A 16425-nucleotide genomic window follows, 5' to 3' on the forward strand; every position below is an offset into this window, starting at 1 on the left:
GTCGCCCCACGGCCCGGCAACACGCCCTGCCGGTCATCATGCCGCACCGTGTCCACCTCTCGCCGTGAGGACACTGACATCCACTTTGGGGGAGCCATGGACGTCACCGAGGTCATTGACCGGGCTCGCGACAGCATCACCGTGAAGCGCGTCTACGGAGAAGCCATCCATCAGAAGGGAGTCACCATGATTCCCGCGGCCCTGGTGGCCGGCGGAGGCGGAGGCGGAGGTGGCGAGGGGCTGGCTCCCCAGCAGGCCGGAGTGGAGGGCGAGGCCTCGAAGGCAAGCGGCTCGGGCGGTGGCTTCGGCCTGAGGGCCAGGCCCGCGGGCGCCTTCGTCATCCGCGAGGGTAGCGTCACCTGGATCCCCGCCGTGGACGTCAACCGCATCGTCCGGGGAGCGCAATGGCTCGCGGGCACGGCGCTCGTCCTCTTCGGCATCAACCGCATCCTGCGCGCACGCTGAGAACCAGGCCCCAGTCCACCGATACATGGCGGCGCCGCCCTCCCTGCCCGAGCCCCGGGAGTCCTCCGGCCTCGCGAGCCTCGCGAAGCCCCGGACTCGTTAGGTTCAACGCGAGGAGGGGTCATGCGCGCACGCGAAGCGGGCATCGCGGTGCTGCTGCTGGCCATGGGCTGCGTGTCCATGGAAAACCAGCTGTGGCCGAGCACGGAAGCACACGTCATCCAGGGCGAGCACCGGGTGGCCGCCGTCGCCGATGAGCAGGGCGTGCACCTGCTGGCGGATGGCAATGCCTGGAAGGGCTACCCCTCCGACCTCGAGCGCCGGCTCACGCCCATCTATGTCCGGCTGGAGAACGGGAGCGGCCGTCCGCTGCGCCTGAGCTATTCGGACTTCTCGCTCGTGGGGCAGACGTCGCGCTTCCGCTACACCGCGATTCCGCCGCTGTCCCCCCGGACTCCGTCAGTCTCCTCCTCGCCGGGGAGCTACATCGAGCCCACGTCGTGGCACGTGGGCGTCAGCGGCTGGTATGGCTGGGGCTGGGGTTGGGGGCTGGGTTGGGGCTGGGGCCCGTATTGGGGCTGGGGCAGCCCCTATTTCGGCGCTCCCTGGTACGGCCCCTACCCCTACTCCTGGGGCTACTCGTACGAAGTGCCGCTGCCCACCGAGGACATGCTCACCCGGGCGCTGCCGGACGGCGTGCTGGAACCCGGAGGCGCGCTCGATGGCTTCCTCTACTTCCAGGGCGTGATTCGCCGCGAGAACGCGGTGTCGCTCCAGGTGCAGCTCGTGGACGCGAGGACGAACGAGCACTTCGGCACGCTCGACATCCCCTTCCAGGTGCACAAGGGCTGACACGTGTGATTCCACGAGGGGTCTTCAGTGAACGGCGGTGGGGTGACGCAGGGGCATTGGACAATCCGATGCCGCGCGGCTTTTCTGGATGGATGAGCACATCATCGCGAGCGGCTTCGCGGGAGAGGCGCCTTCACGGACCGAGCACGAAGCTCACGGGCCACTCCACGCACATCATCGCCGCGGAGTGGTCCGAGGACTCGTCCCGACTCGTCTCGGCTGCCTCGAACGACTCCACGGTTCGCGTGTGGGACGTCGAAGCCGCGCGGACCGTGTCGAAGCTCGATATCGCGAAGGGGGTCAACAACGTCCGGCTGTCTCCGACGGGGGACCGGCTGGTCGCGACGTTCGACGACAAGGTTGCTCGGGTGTACGCGCTCACCTCCGGCGGGGAGCTTGCGAGCGCACGCCAGGGGGCGCGTACCCAGGCGCTGGAAGTGGCTCCGGACGGCGAGGTGTACTGGGCGGGCTTTGGCGCAGGTGACGACGTGGTCTGGTCGTGGCGCCCTGGCGAAGAGCCGAAGCCGCTCCTGAACGGCATCCACACCTTCGAGCCCCACTGCGGCCTCTCGTTTTCCCGCGACGGAACGGAGCTGTGGTGCTTCTTCGAGTGGGACCTCGTGGGGTTCGACACGCGGACAGGTGCGGAGCTGGCGCGATTCAAGGGGGACCGGGACGTCGCCCTCGGGACCGGCTTCGTGTTGCCTCCGAGGCGCTGCGCGGTGGCCGTGAAATCACATCTCAACCGGGATGACGAACCGGTCCGGCCGCGCCTCTACAAGTGGGACCTCGAGTCCGGCAGGCATGACTGGAGCTCGGAAATCCTCAGGTTTGGCCACGGTGTCAGGCCGTTGCTGGCGATGGCCCGGAGCACGCGCTGGCTCGCGACGCTCGGTGACGATGGCGTGACGCTTCACTCGAGTCGTAGCGGGCGGGTGCTCGGGGTGCTGCCATGCGAGGTGTCCGCGTGGGACATCTCCTGCCTGAGCGTGTCTCCAGATGAGCGCTTCGTCGCGGTGGGGACAGCGAATGGCGACCTGGTCGTCCACGACGTCGGCGACGCGGTCATCGAACCTGGCGTGGCGGTGCCGCGCATCGCCCGGCGCTCCCGTATGGGCAGTCCGCTCCTGCTGCGGCTGCAGAAACGGCCGGGACTGTGGCTCCGGGTGCATGAGAACGGCGACCTCGAGAAGGCCGAGGGCGATGCCCGCACCGATTCGGTCATCACGACCCCGGTCCTCCGGGCCGGCCAGCAGCGTCCGGTGGCCGTTCATCCTGGCTACCTCGCCTCGGAGCTCTGCCGGCGTCTCTGGCCGCACGAGCTCTCGAAGCCTCCGCCCTGGAGCAGGGCCCATCCCGTGCAGGTCTTCGTCGGAGGCGAACTGGCCGTCGAGGGCCATGTCGGCATCGGGAGTGGCGAGGACATTCTCGGCATCGACAGCGACCCCGACGGCGTCGGGGAGCGGGTTGGCGGGGAGCTCGGTGCCCGGAAACTCCTCGCTGGCATCGAAGCCCTGCTGGCGTGGCTACCGGCCGACTGACCCGTCAGCTCGGTGGGTGGCATCAGAAGAGCGGGCCTGCAACATCCACCACGAGCTCGCCCCGGTTGGCGGCGGCGATGAGCTGTTTGGCCAATTGCTCACGCTCGGCCGGGAGAAGCCGCGGCAGCAACTCCTGAAGCTGGCGCCGGTCCTCCGTAGACCAGGTGCGCCGCGAGAGTCCCTCCTCGACGACGTCCTTCGCGCCGATGAACTCGGGACTCGGCGGCGCGGCGTCGGCCTCGTCGGTGGGCGCGTCCTCGCCCTTCTCGGGCGCTGGCGCCACGGCGACAGCCGGAGCGGGCGCGGGAGGAGGAATCGCCGCCGCATGCAACTCCTGGCGCACGGCGGCGCGGATGGCCTCGACATCCGTGGCGGCGACCGGTGCCGGCACGGGAGTCACACCCACCGCCTGGACCTGGGGCGGCGTGGCCGGAGATGGAGCAGGCGCGACGGCCAGCCACATGCCCCCCGCGCCCAGGAGCACTCCTGCTACGACGGCCAGGACCAGACGTGGGCTCATGGCGGACCTACCGCAGGTTGTAGGAAGCGTTGACGCTGATGACCCGGTCACACGAGCCGTCGGCGTTCGCCACGAAGTAGAGGTAGGACGCCGGGTTGAGCGTCTGCACCACCTTCAGCATGTCGGCGTTGCTGGTGTAGCAGGACGCGTACTGCCCCGTGGCCGTCGTCGCATAACACGTCGCGGAGAAGCTGCCCGTGTCATAGGAGTACAGCGAGCAGCCGATGTACTGCTGCGTATCCGAGCTGAAGCGCGCCGTGGACAGGGTACCGTTGGCATTCGTCTGCCCCAGGCTGTCCGTCCAGATGCTCACCTGCTGCCCACCGCTGCTGCCCGCAAGGGCCGTCGACGACGCCACGACCAGCGTCGCGACCAGAGCCAGCTTCTTCATTGCGTCCTCCAGTGGCCCGGTCCATCCGGGCCGTTCCCCCTCCGGGGAAGTTCGAGCCAGCAAACCCAGGGCTTCGCTCCGGCACGCAGTGCGCGCCGCCAGGCCCCGGGGGCCAGGTGCAGGTCCGTCATGCGGCGTTCTGCACATTCGAACGAGGACGGCCGATTTCCTTCGGAGGCCGGGGCCGGCTCAGTGGGCGGGGAACAGCTTCGCGGCGTCCGTGTCGCGTCGCAGCACGAAGAAGTACGGCTGCGGCATGCCGCGTGCGTCCATCGCCCCGAGCACCGTGCCGTCGTCCACCTTCCGGAAGACGTCGAGAATCGGCCGGTCGTCGTAGAGCATCGTCGCGCTGACCTTCCCCCGGTACTCGGTCAGTCGCAGGCGAGCCTTGAACGCGTCGGTCTCGACGTCCGCGCGATGCTGCCCCACGGCACCTTGAAGCGTGGGGGACGGCCACTTCCTCGGGTCCACGGGAAACACCGCCGAGCGGTCCGTGGTGAAGAACAACAACGGGTGCACACGTTCCCCGTCGAGGAACTGCTTGCCGTACCAGCCTGTCGCACCGAGCAGACCATCCAGCGCGTGGCCCGTCCGCAGCTCGCTCCCCTTCCAGGTGCCACGCATGAATGCGAGGTCCACGGTGGGCAGGCTGTCGAACAGCGCAAACGCCTCCTCCGGGGAAATCCGCTCGGCCTTCACCGCCTCGTCGAACGTCATGGACTGCACCCTCCTTCCATGCGCAGCACCGGCTTGATGGCCGTGCGCGTTTCCATGTCATGAACCGCGTCGTTGATGGCCTCGAACGCATAGGGGCGGCTCAGCCGCTCCAGCGGGAATCGCCCCTCCGCGTGCAGCTTGACCAGACGGGGGATGAACGTCTTCGGGTCCGCGTCACCCTCGATGATGCCCACCAGCCGCCTGCCGACGAGCAGCCCCATCATCGGCAGGGTGACGTTCGGGTTGTCGCGGCCGGGCAGGCCCAGCAGTCCGCACGTGCCCAGGGGCCGCGTCACGTCGAACGCCTGGCGCAGCACCTGCGGCAGGCCGACACACTCCAGCGCGAAGTCGACGCCCCCTCGCGTGCGCTTGAGAATCGTCTTCGTGAGGTCGGGCTCCGTCGCCAGGAAGGTGTCCGTGGCGCCCAGTTCCCGCGCGAGCTCGAGGCGCTCCGGGCGCAGGTCCACGGCGATGACCGAGGAGGCCCCCGCGACACGCGCCGCCATGATGGCCGCGAGGCCCACGGCGCCCGCCCCGAAGACGGCGAGCTGCTGCCCGGCCTGGAGCCGGAAGGCCTCGAGCACCGCGCCCGCGCCCGTCTGGAAGCCGCAGCCCAGCGGAGCGAGCAGCTCGGGAGGCACCGAGGCGTCGACCTTCACCGCGTTGTGCTGATGCGCGAGCACGTGGGTGGCGAACGACGACTGGTGGAAGAAGCTCGAACGGACGGGCTGCCCCTTCCAGCGCATGGGGAACGAGCCGTCCGGCCGCGCCCCCGAGACATTGCCCGCCGGCCCAAGCTGGCAGTACGCGGGGTGCCCACCCACACAGGTGTCGCAGGCGCGGCACGAGAAGTAGCTGAGCACCACCGTGTCGCCCGGCGCGAAGTCCGTCACCCCCTCCCCCACGGCCTGCACCACGCCCGTCCCCTCGTGCCCCAGCACCGCCGGCAGCGGGAAGCGGCCCGCACCCGCTCGGTACGTGAGGTCCGTATGGCAGATGCCGCTTGCGGTGATGCGCACCAGCAGCTCGCTCGCGCGTGGCGACTCCAGCTCGACCTCGTCGATGACGAAGGGGCCATTCACCTCATGCAGTAGCGCGGCACGAACGGACTGACCCATGGACGCATTGTTGGCACTCTGCCAATAACTTCGCCACGAAAAATTCATGCCCCGTCCGTGCGACGGTGCTCCAGCGGAAGCGCCCCACCCTGCTCGCCCCCGTCCTTCCCGCGCGTGTACAGGGACGCACTCATGTCGATTGTCGAATCGCGTTTCCAGGCTCGTGGCCGGGTCTTACTCCTCGTGCAGGAGGAACCCGAGCATGGGCACGACAGAGGCAGCACCGCAGGCGGGGCTTGAAGGCGTCATCGTCGCGGATACCCGGCTGAGCGAAGTGGATGGCGAGCGCGGACGGTTGGTGATCGCCGGGAGTGATGTGGAGTCGCTCGCGGGCGCCGTCTCCTTCGAGGAGGTGTGCGCGAGGCTCTGGGCGCCGTACGCCCAGGAGCCGCTGCCCTCCTCGCTCCAGGCCGCGCTCGGGGAGGCGCGCGCGCGGGCCTTCGGTTTGCTGGAGGGGCTGGGCAATGCCCTCTCGGCCGAGGACGGGATGGACGCGCTCCGGGCCGCGATGGCCCATGTCCCCATCCAGCCGGGCAACGAGCGGGAGACGTTCCTGCTGCTGACAGGAGCCGCCGCGGTGTTCGCGGGCGCGTGGGCCCGGCGCAGTCGCGGGCTGGCGCCCGTGCGGCCGGATCCCAAGCTGCCGCATGCCGCGGACCTGCTGCGCATGGTCACCGGAGAGCATCAGCCCGAGCGCGCCGCCGGGCTCGATGCGTACCTGGTCACCGTCTCCGATCATGGCTTGAACGCCTCCACGTTCACCGCGCGCGTGATCACCTCGACGGGCTCGGATGCGGTGTCCGCCACCGTGGGTGCCATCGGCGCGCTCAAGGGCCCGCTCCATGGTGGAGCGCCGGGGCCCGTGCTGGACATGCTCGACGCCATCGCCCGACCGGAGAACGCGGCGTCGTGGCTGGAAGAGGAGTTGAAGGTCGGCCGCCGCATCATGGGGATGGGCCACCGCATCTACCGCGTGCGAGATCCTCGCGCCGCCGTGCTGGAGCGCGCCATCGAACGGCTGGAGCGCGGCGGGCTTCGGACCGACCGGCTCGCGCTGGCTCGGGCGGTGGAGCACGCCGCCGAGGAGCTGCTTCGTCAGCGCTACCCGGATCGCCCGCTGCGCGCCAACGTGGAGTTCTACACGGCCGTGCTGCTCGACGCGGTGGGACTCGATCGGACGCTGTTCTCCACGGTCTTCGCCTGTGGGCGCGTCGCGGGCTGGCTCGGGCACGTCGCCGAGCAGCGGGCCACCGGCAAGCTCATCCGGCCCGCCTCCCGCTACGTGGGCACGCTGCCGTAGGAGCTCCCGCAAAAGGGCCCGTAACCCCTGAGGGTTACGAGCCGTTTCAAGTGGACGCGGCGGGAATCAAACCCTCGGACAAGGCCCCCCGGCGCCTCCACTGCCGCGGGACCTGAGAACCTCCCTACTGCCCGAGCAGGACGCGGAAGATCTTCTCGTTGCTGTTATCGGGGATACTGTCCTTGTCGCCCTGGTTGGTGGTGGTCAGCCACAGGTTGCCGTCGGGGGTCGGCTCGACGGTGCGCAACCGGCCGTAGGTGCCGACGAAGAACTGCTGCACGTTGGTCAGGCTTGAGCCGCTGATGACCTCGCGGTAGAGGCGGGAGCCGCGGGCGCAGGCCACGTAGAGCACGTCGCGGACCACCGTGATGCCGGAGCAGGAGCCCTCCGACGTGGGGTAGGTCTGCTTCGGGGCGATGTACCCGGCCGTCGCGCAGCCCGAACCGCCCTGGGACATCGTCCCCTCACAGTTCGGCCAGCCGTAGTTCCCGCCCTTCTGGATGAGGTTGGTCTCGTCCATCACGGAGTTGCCGAACTCCTGCTCCCAGAGGCGGCCCTGGGAATCGAAGGCCAGCCCCTGTGGGTTGCGGTGGCCGTAGCTCCACACGAAGTTGCCGAAGGGGTTGTCGGACGGGATGGTGCCGTCGGTATTGAGCCGCAACACCTTGCCGGCCAGGTTGTTGATGTCCTGCGCATAGGCGCCGTTCTGGGCATCCCCGGTCGCCGCGTAGAGCTTCCCGTCCGGTCCGAAGCGCAGGCGCCCACCGTTGTGGAACTTGTTGCGGCCGATGCCCTGGAGCAGCACCTGGAGCGAGGCGGTGTTGAGGGTCCCGTTCTCGTACCGCAGGCGCACGATGCGGTTGTCGGTGGGCGAGGTGTGCATCACATAAAGCCAGCGGTCGCTGGAGAACGTGGGGGAGATGGCGAGCCCCATCAGCCCGCCCTCGCCGTCGGTGCTCTGCACGTTGGGGACGGTCCCCACCGACGTCTGCTGCCCCGTCGCCGGGTCCAGGCGGACGATGTTCTGCGCGTCCCTGCGACCGTAGAGCACCGAGCCGTCCGGCAGGTTCACCAGGCCCCACGGGATGTCCGTGTCGGTGGCGACCTGGGTGACGGAGCAGACGGCGTTCGTGCAGGCCTGGCCGGTGGTGACCGTCACGGCCGAGCTCCGGGCCGACGCATTGCCCTGGGCGTCGCGGGCGAGCACGGCGTAGGTATAGGCCGTGTTCGGAGAAAGGCCGCTGTCGACGAAGCTCGTCCCGGGCGGCGAGCCGGACACCGTTCCAATCTTCACGTCCCCTCGGAACACGTCATACGCGCTCACGCCCTGGTTGTCGGTGGACACGCTCCAGCTCACGGTCACGCTGGTACCCGTGGCGGTGGCGGTGACACCGGTCGGCACTGTGGGAGGCTGGGTGTCCGTCTGGCACGGTGGCGGGGTGATGGAGAGCGTGGCACTGCCTTGCGAGACATTGCCCGCCGCGTCCCGCGCGTTCACGTAAAGGCCCCAGGTCGCGCCAGGGACCACGGTCAGACCGGTGGACACCGTGGCGCCGGAGACGGACTTCATGAGCTGGCCGTCGTGGTAGACGTCATAGAAGGCGACCCCCTCGTTGTCCGTGGACGGAGACCACGAGAGCGTGGCCGAGTTGCACGTCACGTAGGACAGGGTGAGCCCCGTGGGCACCGTGGGGGGCTGGGCATCGGGCGGCAGCGACCACTGCTGGTTTGTCTGGCCGTTGCAGTTCCAGACAATCACCGGCGAGCTGTTGGCGGTGGCCTGGCCGGACACGTCGAGGCACAGCGACGACGCCGTATGGACCACCGCGCCATTGGCGTTGCGGCCCCACCGCTGGTTCGCCGCCCCGGTGCAGGCGCCGATGACCGCCCTGGCCCCGGCGCTGGCCGTCGCGGGCTGGACGCACCAGGCGCCGTCGAACACTCGCAGCTCGCCCTCGGGCGTGAACAGGAACCGCTGGTTCCCCTGCCCGTGGCAATCATAGATATTGAGCCCCTGCCCCGACGTCTGGCTGTTCTGGGCCACGTCGAGGCAGCGGCCGGACTGCACGCCGATAAGCCGGGTGCCCGCAATCAGCGCGGCGGCTTGCGTTGAGAGCCCGGGGTCGTCCTCCGACTGCACTCCACAGGCAGCCACGGCGGCGAAGAGCAAAACCAGTCCGGTGCGGCGCACTACGACGGGCAGGTGACGAACGTGCATTGAGACGCTCCTTGGTGTGCCACCTCCTTCCCGGTATTCACGGTGTGGCTCAAGCAATCTTTTTGCATCTGCATCAGCGTGTGTTGAACGCTGGGCAGCAGGAGCCTGGACGTCCAGGCTCCGTGCCGCATTCCCACCCTCATGGGCTTCAGTCGCCCTCGCTCCCGGGAGCCACGGCGATGCCATGGCGCGCGAGCAACCGCCGGAGCTGCGTGCGATGCATGCCGAGCGCCCGCGCCGCGGCGGCCACGTTGCCACCCTGCTGGCGCAGCGCCTCCTCGATGCGCGCCTTCTCCCCGGCCTCCAGGGGTGGCGCCCGCGAGGACACTTCTCGCCTGACGCTTCCCGTCTCCATCGGCACCGGAGTCGACATCGCGGGCCCGAACGCGGTGCCGGCGCTCGGGCTCAGGTGGAGGGCCTTCACGCGCGCCTCGCCGCCCAGGAGCGCGGACTGGACGGCACTGCGCACCTCGACCCGCAGCTCCCGGACATTCCCTGGCCAGGGCCGCAGCAGGCACTCCTCCACCAGCGACACGTGCATTCCCAATCCGGGCGCCACCTGCCGCACCTCCTGCTGGAGCAACAGGGGAATCTCCTCGGGGCGCTGACGCAGCGGCGGCAGCATCACCTCCGGCCTGCCCAGGCGGAAGTAGAGGTCCTCCCGGAGATGCCCGCCCGCCACCCGCGCGCGCAGGTCCTTGTTGCTCGCGGAGCAGACGTGAAGGTCCACCGGCTTCGGCTTCGAGGCGCCCAGCGAGAGGACCTCCCGGCTTTCCAGCACTCGCAGCAGCTTCGCCTGGACGGACAGGTCCAGCTCCACCACTTCATCCAGGAACAGCGTGCCGCCGTCCGCGGCCTGGACGTAGCCCTGGGCATCCGCGTCGGCCCCGGAGTACGCGCCGCGCCTGGCGCCGAACAGCAGCCGCTCCGCGAGGCTCTGGGGAATCGCTGCGCAGTTGACCGCCACGAAGGGCCCCGCGCCTCGGGGCCCGCTCTGATGGAAGGCACGCGCCACGCCCTCCTTGCCCGCACCGCTCTCCCCGTGGATGTGCAGCGTGGACCCGACCTGCGCCAGCCGCGCCACTTCCGCCAGCAACCGTTGCATGGCGTGGCCGCGCACGAAGCCGTCCCGGAGCACCACGCCGTGCCGCGCCAGGGGACCCACGTCCGCGCAGGGGACGAACAGCGAGTCCCCCATGCGGAGGACCCGCTGGACTTCCTGCGGCGTTCTGGCGGGCACCTGCTTCCCCTCCACGAACGTGCCGTTCTGACTGCCGAGGTCCGTCACCCAGAAGCGTCGCCCATCGAAGTGGACGCGAGCGTGACGCCGGGACATGCGCGGGTCCTGGACCTCCCCCAGCTCAACGGCGCCCCGCCCCAACTCCAGGGCCCCGTCCCGCAGCGGCAACACCTCCGCCATCGCCGCGTCCCCGCTGAACAGGCGCAAGAGACCCGGCACCTTCTCCTCACCGGAGCCGCTCGCGCCTCCGCTGGCTCCGCTCGGCTGCAGGGTCGATGGGTCCTTCTCCATGGGCCGTCATCCTACGCGGCTCCTGGCACACGACGCAGGTGCCAGCAGGTGTGCCACGCAGGGGGGCTCCACCCGGGACGCGTGAAGAAGTGCCCGAGATGATTGACGAGCCCACGCTCCATCGCGCCAGAGTCCGTGTCAGCGAAGCAGGCACATGCCTTGCTTGGGCCGCGAGCGCTTCGTGCACGCGAAGCCAGTCGTTTCCATCCAGGGGCTGGGACGAACCCGCCCGCACACATCGAAGCGAGGGGACTCGAGATGAAGCAGGTGAAGAACATACGGCCTTCATGGCTCGGACTGATGGCACTGTTGCTGTGGGTGAGCGGATGCAAGACGTGCGGCTCTCACCTGCCGCCGCCCAAACCCGTCCCCGACAAGGAGGCGCCAGCCGACGCCGGCACCGTCACGTCCCCTGCTGACGAGCCGCTGTCCACCACCGGGTGCAGCGATGGGAAGTGCAAGGCTCCGTGGCCGCCACCCGAGGTCCCGACGAGCTTCGCCGCCTGCCCGACGGGCTCTTGTGGTCCCGGCAGCCAGAATGGCAGGGGAATCTACGTCTCCAACACCGATGTGCGGAGCTACTGCTTCAGGGACGAGCACGCCGCCTCACCCTCGTTCCCATACTCATTCTGCCCCGAGTTCTTCATCAACACCCCCACCGGGGTTCGACTCCAGGTGCGGGATTGGACCAATCCCAATTGGGTCCGCGATACCCCGGTCCAGGCCTGGCTCGAGCCCGCCTCAGGCACCCGTCAGTCCGTCACCCTGAAGAGCATCCGGAGTGACCAGAGCCGGCTCGTCATCACCTACGAGACGGCAGGTCAGGTGCATGAGGTCACCGGTGCCGGACTGGAGCAGGTGAGGCTCGGGTTCCAGCTCAGCGTCATTGATGACGCCTACGTGTACGAGATGAAGCTCAGCGCCGCATCGGGCGCCGGGGGTCCAGAGGAACTCCACCGGTATCGCCTCGACTACCGGTACAAGCTGGGCAGCACGCCGTCCGCTTGGATGACTCACTGCGAGGACTCCGCCGCGGGAAACCGGATCTCCTTCCTGGGAGGAAAGAAGGTGGATGGCCTGACGGCTCGCGTGACGGATGAACCCGGCGTCACGACCCTGAGCTGCGAAACGGGAGCCATCAGCACCTGTCTGGCCTGGGGCTACACGCCGTGGAGCTCCCGGACGGGGGACCCCAAGTGGAGCGACTACCTCTTCCGTTCGTGCCTGCACGCCAAGCGCGCGGCCTACTTCGTCCAGTTCGGCGACTTCAAGAGCTACACGGTTTCCGGAACCGAGATCTTCAAGCGGGACCCGTTCGGCATCAACTCCGAGCAGATGCCTCACTTCGAAGCGCTCTGGAGCCCCCGAGGCGCGGAGTGCCTCAACACGGAGAATGCTCGTCACGGAGAGCTCCTCCCGGCCTCCGCAAGGCTGCCCCCGTGCACGCCTATCGGCTGGGAAAAAACCGAGTTCGGGAGGCTCGCCACCAGCCCCCAAACCCTCCCCTGAGACAACCACCGTCAGGGCTGTGAGAGCCGCTGCTCCACCTCGCGCAGCGGCTCCTCGTACTCCCTCCGCAGCAACGGATTGAGCTCGACGGCCCGCACGAGCGCGGCGCGGGCCTGACGAAGCGTCTCCATGCGTGTTGCCGCCTGACGCTCCAGCCGGGCCCGCGTCAGCAGGAGCCCTCCACGGATGGCGTGGGCCTGCGCCAGGGCCGGGTCGAGCTTCAGCGCCAGCCCCACCTGTTCCTCGCCTCGCGCGATGGACTCGAGCGCGGCGCTGGCGGGCTGTTCCTCCGCCAGATGCCAGTAGACGCGCGCCAATTCCTGGTGGGCCTCGTAGTACGGATACAGCTCCACGGCCTGCCGGGCCTCGGCGAGCGCCTGCTGGAGCAGTGGCACTCCCGGCCGTCCCCGCCGCTTCGCCCACGCCGCCTCCACCATGCTCAGCCGCGCGCTCACCACGCGGCAGTCCACGCAGCCCGCGTCGTTGCGGTACGCCTCCACCAGCGCCCTCCGCCCGGCCTGGAGGTCACCGTCGGGATTGCGCGCCTCGCCCAGGGCGTGCTCCGCCGCCACGAGGTGACCCCTGGCGCGGTGGAAGTACGTCCTCCCGAACGTGGCGTTGATACCCAGGGAGCGCGCCAGGTGCTGGAACGCGCGCTCGAGCGCGGGGCGCGGCGCTCCCCCACTGTCGAGGAGGTACTGCGCTCGCGTCAGCTCCGCGGCAGCCACCTGGTTCAGCACCAGGTAGAAGCGCCCGTCGATGGAGAGGGCCTGCTGGCCCACCTGGAGTGCCTTCTGGATTTCGGCCTCTGGATCCTGTCCGTGCGCCAGCGCGTGAGCCGCCTGGTCGTCGTACAGGTCGCCCAGGTTCTGGAAGGCGTAGAGGTAGCGAGGGTCCACCTGTATCGCCTGACGGAAATAGCGCTCTGCTTCCGCGAAGGCGTCGCGCGGGTCCTGGCCGTGCTCGCGCTGGTGGTTGCCCTTCCAGCGGTAGACCAGCGCCAGGTCATTGAGCCCCCAGGGATAGCGAGGCTGGAGCGCGAGCGCCTTCCTCAGCGCGGAGATGGCCTCCTCCCAGGCCGGCCCCGGATCCCTCCCGTCCCTGGCCTCCTGGAAGCCACGCAGGAAGAGGCCATTGCCCAGCGAGTCGTAGGCATACACGTCGCTTGAGTCCAGCTCCACCGCGCGAGTCGCCGTGGCGATCCACTCGGCGAGGATGGGCGCCGGGTCCTCGCTGCCGCCCTGGAACCGGTTCAGGTGGTAGCGCTTCAACAGGACCTGGGCCTGCCGGGTGTACCCGGACGCGCGCAGCGGGGCCGCTTTCAGTGCCCTGCCTCCAGCCTCCAGCGCGCGCCGCAGTGCCTCCTGGGGAGGCCTTCCCTGCCGCTGGTCCAGCTCCGACTGTTGAAGCCACGCCTCCGCGAGCGCCTCATGAATCCGCGCGTCACTTCTCCCGGACTCGGCCGCATGTTCGTACTGGCCCACCGCCGCCTGGAGTCGCGAGCGCGCCGCGTCGTACTCGCCGCGCTCCAGCAGCTCCATCGCCCGCGTGTATTCAATGTCCGCGGCGAGCTTCAGCGCCTCGTAATCCCACGGAGCTTCCGCGGTGGCCTCCGCCGCTGCCCGTGCCGCCGCGTCGTAGTCCCGGCGGTAGAAGGCGATGAGCCCTTCGAGGTAGCGAGGTGACTCCAGCGCGAGCCCCTGGCTGCGCTCGAGTGACTGGAGCGCCGGCTCCAGGTACTGCTTCTCCAGCTCCCGCTGCCGACCGGCCAGCCACTCCGCGCCACCGCTGCGCCGCGCGTCCTCCATGGCCCGGTGGTACAGCTCGCCCAGCACGCGGCCCCGAGCCAGATGCAGTTCGCGCGTGTCGATGCCCAATCCCCACGCCTTCGTCAGCGCCTCGTGCGCCTTCTCGAAGTCGAGCATCGCGAGGTGGCCACGTCCCAGGGCGTACTGCACGAGCCCCTCGCCGGCCTCCCCGAGCGCGTGCTCCCGCGCCGCCATCCTCTCCATGAGCGCGTGGACGTGCTGCTGCTCACGGGTCGTGTCGTGCAGTGGCAACCCATGGGCCACGCGGAGGAAATACTCCAGATCCTTGACCTGCTGACCCAGTTGCTCCGCCAGCAGCGCGCGGCCCGCGGACTGCTCCCGCGTGTGCCGTGCTTCCAGCCAGGAGCGCACGCCGAAGGCGGAGAGGACGAGGATGCTCACCAGCGACAGCGCCGAGATGGCCACCAGGGCCCGGTGCCTGCGCGCCCCCCGCTTCAGCCGATACAGCAGCCCCGGGCGCTGCCCGAGGATGGGCTCGCCGTCGAGATAGCGTCCCAGGTCCTCGGCCAGTGCCCGCGCGGACGGGTAGCGCAGGTCCGGCTCCTTGCTCAGGCACTTGAGGACGAGGGTCTCCAGGTCGCTCGCGAGCTGGGGCACGCGCATGCGTGGAGGCGGCGGCTCCTCGTGGAGCACCTTCGTCAGCGTGCCCATGAGCGTCGGGTCGGTGAACGGCGGCACGCCGGCCAGCAATTCGTAGAGCGTGGCGCCCAGGCCGTACACATCCGTGCGGCGGTCGATGCTCCGCACGTCACCACGGGCCTGCTCCGGCGCCATGTACGCGGGCGTCCCCATCACCGCGCCCGTCTCGGTGAGGCCGTGCCCCTGGTCCACCTCGTACGCCAGGCCGAAGTCCAGCACCACCGGGAGCCACCGCCCGTCCTCGCCGCTGGAGACCAGGATGTTGGCGGGCTTGAGGTCGCGGTGGATGACGCCGAGCCGATGTGCCTCGTGGATGGCCTCGGTGACCTCCTTCATCACCCGCACTTTTTCGGGCACGGACATGGGGGCCTGGTCGACCCGCTGTCCGCCGACGAGCTGCATGGCGATGTATGCCTTTGCGCCAACCTCGCCGACTTCGTAGACCTTGCAGATGTTCGGGTGGTCGATGCGCGCCTGCGCGCGGGCCTCGCGCAGCAGGCGCATGACTCGGTCCGGATGCGCCCCGCGGATGAACTTGAGCGCGACGACGCGGCCCAGGCGCAGGTCGCGCGCCTTGTAGACCTCGCCCATGCCGCCGCGGCCCAGCGGCTCGATGAACTCGTAGCGCTCCCAGTGGCTGACCGGGAACTCCGGCGTCTCCCCAGACCGCGCCTCATGCTCTCCAACGGGGGACGGCCGAAGGGAGTCGAGGCTTTCGGGTGGGAGCGTCGGGTCGAGAGCCAGTCTTTCCTTTTCGGAAGCTGACATGCGGAGCGCGGTCTCCTGGGGTTCCTCGCCCCATGCTGCCCGGGGCCCCTCAAACGGTCCAGCGAGCCACGTCTTCACGGGCGACACGGCCACGCGGTGCCGGACCTGCCTCGCGATGGCACATGGCACATGTGCCAGGTGTGCCACCCGCGTGGAGTCCTGGGGGCCAGCGCGCTCGACACAGGGGCCGGCTTCAGGCCCGCTTTCAGAGGAGGATTCGTCCGCGCGATGTCTCGAATGGAGTCCGCGGCCCCCGAGGCAGGCGCGCGGGCACGGGCCTTGCTCATGGGTCCACGCAGATGGCGAACACCGCCGGGCACACCGGACGGGGCGTCATCCCAGGCAGTCCACCCGAACCCCAAGGAAGAAAAAATGAGCACTCTCTCGCTGCTGAAGCGCGCCGCCATCGGTCTGTCCGTTGTCGCCCCCGTCGTGATGGCCATCCTCCCGGGCACCGCGAGCGCGTACCGTGCCTACCCCGCCGCCGGCTGCACCTACGAGACCGACTTCGTCGGCGACTACATCTGGTCGCTCGGCATTGGCAACCAGAGCGCCGTCGGCGGCGGAACCCCGCGCGCGCGCAACATCCGCTGCCCCATCATCGACGACAACTCCGGCGCCCCCAGCGCCACCACGCCCAACGTGAGCTGGAGGCCCGCCGTCGCTTCCATCTACGTGACGGGCTACGACGGGCACAACGGCACCACCGACTACTACAACGCCCAGGCGACCGTCTGCTACGTGTTCAGGGAAGGCACGGGCTCCTCCTGCTCGACGCCCAAGGTGCTCCGCCCGATTGCCACTGACGTCACCTTCACGGGCCCGTTCCAGGTCGCGCTGGACGCGGCACAGGTCAACAAGCTGAAGGAGGCCTGGCAGGGCGACTACTCCTACGTCCAGATCCAGATCCCCCAGAACGGGCCGCTGGGCAACAGCGTCATCTACGGCTACTCGACCTACTAGGCCACCGCCCCACCCGCTCGCGTTGACGCCCGGAGCGTGGGGGCGCGTGCCCCGCGCTCCGGGC

Annotated in this window: 13 protein-coding genes; 6 read left to right on the top strand and 7 right to left on the bottom strand. The window is 69.4% G+C overall.

Features of this window, described 5'->3' with window-relative positions:
* Positions 1 to 96: 96 nt before the first annotated feature.
* The 3 genes from OV427_RS49140 (at position 97) to OV427_RS49150 (ending at position 2858) form a co-directional block, all read left to right on the top strand.
* Positions 97 to 465 carry a spore germination protein GerW family protein gene (locus OV427_RS49140; protein WP_267863188.1) on the top strand — a complete coding sequence of 123 codons (369 nt, stop codon included), beginning with the start codon at positions 97 to 99 and terminating at the stop codon, positions 463 to 465.
* Between the two features lie 123 nt (positions 466 to 588).
* Positions 589 to 1317, top strand: coding sequence for a hypothetical protein (locus OV427_RS49145; RefSeq protein WP_267863189.1), 729 nt, complete (start codon positions 589 to 591; stop codon positions 1315 to 1317).
* Positions 1318 to 1409: 92 nt separating this feature from the next.
* Positions 1410 to 2858: a WD40 repeat domain-containing protein gene (locus OV427_RS49150; RefSeq protein WP_267863190.1), complete on the top strand. Its 1449-nt coding sequence runs from the start codon at positions 1410 to 1412 to the stop codon at positions 2856 to 2858.
* Positions 2859 to 2880: 22 nt separating this feature from the next.
* Here OV427_RS49150 and OV427_RS49155 read toward each other — a convergent pair whose 3' ends face one another.
* The 4 genes from OV427_RS49155 to OV427_RS49170 all read right to left on the bottom strand — a co-directional run bounded on the left by OV427_RS49155 (position 2881) and on the right by OV427_RS49170 (position 5604).
* Positions 2881 to 3378 (bottom strand): hypothetical protein, encoded by a 498-nt coding sequence (locus OV427_RS49155; protein ID WP_267863191.1) that lies wholly within the window; start codon positions 3376 to 3378, stop codon positions 2881 to 2883.
* Between the two features lie 7 nt (positions 3379 to 3385).
* Positions 3386 to 3769, bottom strand: coding sequence for a hypothetical protein (locus tag OV427_RS49160; RefSeq protein WP_267863192.1), 384 nt, complete (start codon positions 3767 to 3769; stop codon positions 3386 to 3388).
* Positions 3770 to 3958: 189 nt separating this feature from the next.
* Entirely contained in the window at positions 3959 to 4486 is a 528-nt protein-coding gene (locus OV427_RS49165) for a DUF4334 domain-containing protein (RefSeq protein WP_267863193.1), read from the bottom strand.
* Positions 4483 to 5604, bottom strand: a complete 1122-nt coding sequence (locus OV427_RS49170; RefSeq protein WP_267863194.1) for an NAD(P)-dependent alcohol dehydrogenase — start codon at positions 5602 to 5604, stop codon at positions 4483 to 4485. The genes OV427_RS49165 and OV427_RS49170 overlap by 4 nt, the downstream gene beginning before the upstream one ends.
* A gap of 202 nt (positions 5605 to 5806) precedes the next feature.
* Between OV427_RS49170 and OV427_RS49175 the strand changes: the two genes are divergently transcribed.
* Positions 5807 to 6904: a citrate synthase gene (locus OV427_RS49175; RefSeq protein WP_267863195.1), complete on the top strand. Its 1098-nt coding sequence runs from the start codon at positions 5807 to 5809 to the stop codon at positions 6902 to 6904.
* 124 nt (positions 6905 to 7028) lie between these two features.
* Here the strand turns inward: OV427_RS49175 and OV427_RS49180 are convergent, their stop codons facing one another.
* Both OV427_RS49180 and OV427_RS49185 read right to left on the bottom strand, forming a co-directional pair.
* Positions 7029 to 9122, bottom strand: a complete 2094-nt coding sequence (locus OV427_RS49180; RefSeq protein WP_267863196.1) for a PQQ-dependent sugar dehydrogenase — start codon at positions 9120 to 9122, stop codon at positions 7029 to 7031.
* 148 nt (positions 9123 to 9270) lie between these two features.
* Positions 9271 to 10653: a sigma 54-interacting transcriptional regulator gene (locus tag OV427_RS49185; RefSeq protein ID WP_267863197.1), complete on the bottom strand. Its 1383-nt coding sequence runs from the start codon at positions 10651 to 10653 to the stop codon at positions 9271 to 9273.
* Between the two features lie 300 nt (positions 10654 to 10953).
* Here OV427_RS49185 and OV427_RS49190 point away from each other — a divergent pair, with 300 nt between their 5' ends.
* Positions 10954 to 12162, top strand: a complete 1209-nt coding sequence (locus OV427_RS49190) for an ADYC domain-containing protein (RefSeq protein WP_267863198.1) — start codon at positions 10954 to 10956, stop codon at positions 12160 to 12162.
* An 11-nt stretch (positions 12163 to 12173) separates the two neighbouring features.
* On the opposite strand, the gene OV427_RS49195 is transcribed toward OV427_RS49190, so the two are convergent.
* Positions 12174 to 15398, bottom strand: coding sequence for a protein kinase domain-containing protein (locus tag OV427_RS49195; RefSeq protein WP_267863199.1), 3225 nt, complete (start codon positions 15396 to 15398; stop codon positions 12174 to 12176).
* Between the two features lie 372 nt (positions 15399 to 15770).
* Between OV427_RS49195 and OV427_RS49200 the strand changes: the two genes are divergently transcribed.
* On the top strand, positions 15771 to 16361 hold the full coding sequence (locus OV427_RS49200) for a hypothetical protein (protein WP_267863200.1): 591 nt from the start codon (positions 15771 to 15773) through the stop codon (positions 16359 to 16361).
* Positions 16362 to 16425: the final 64 nt, after the last annotated feature.

Origin of the sequence: Pyxidicoccus sp. MSG2, assembly GCF_026626705.1 — a bacterium.
Lineage (GTDB): Bacteria > Myxococcota > Myxococcia > Myxococcales > Myxococcaceae > Myxococcus.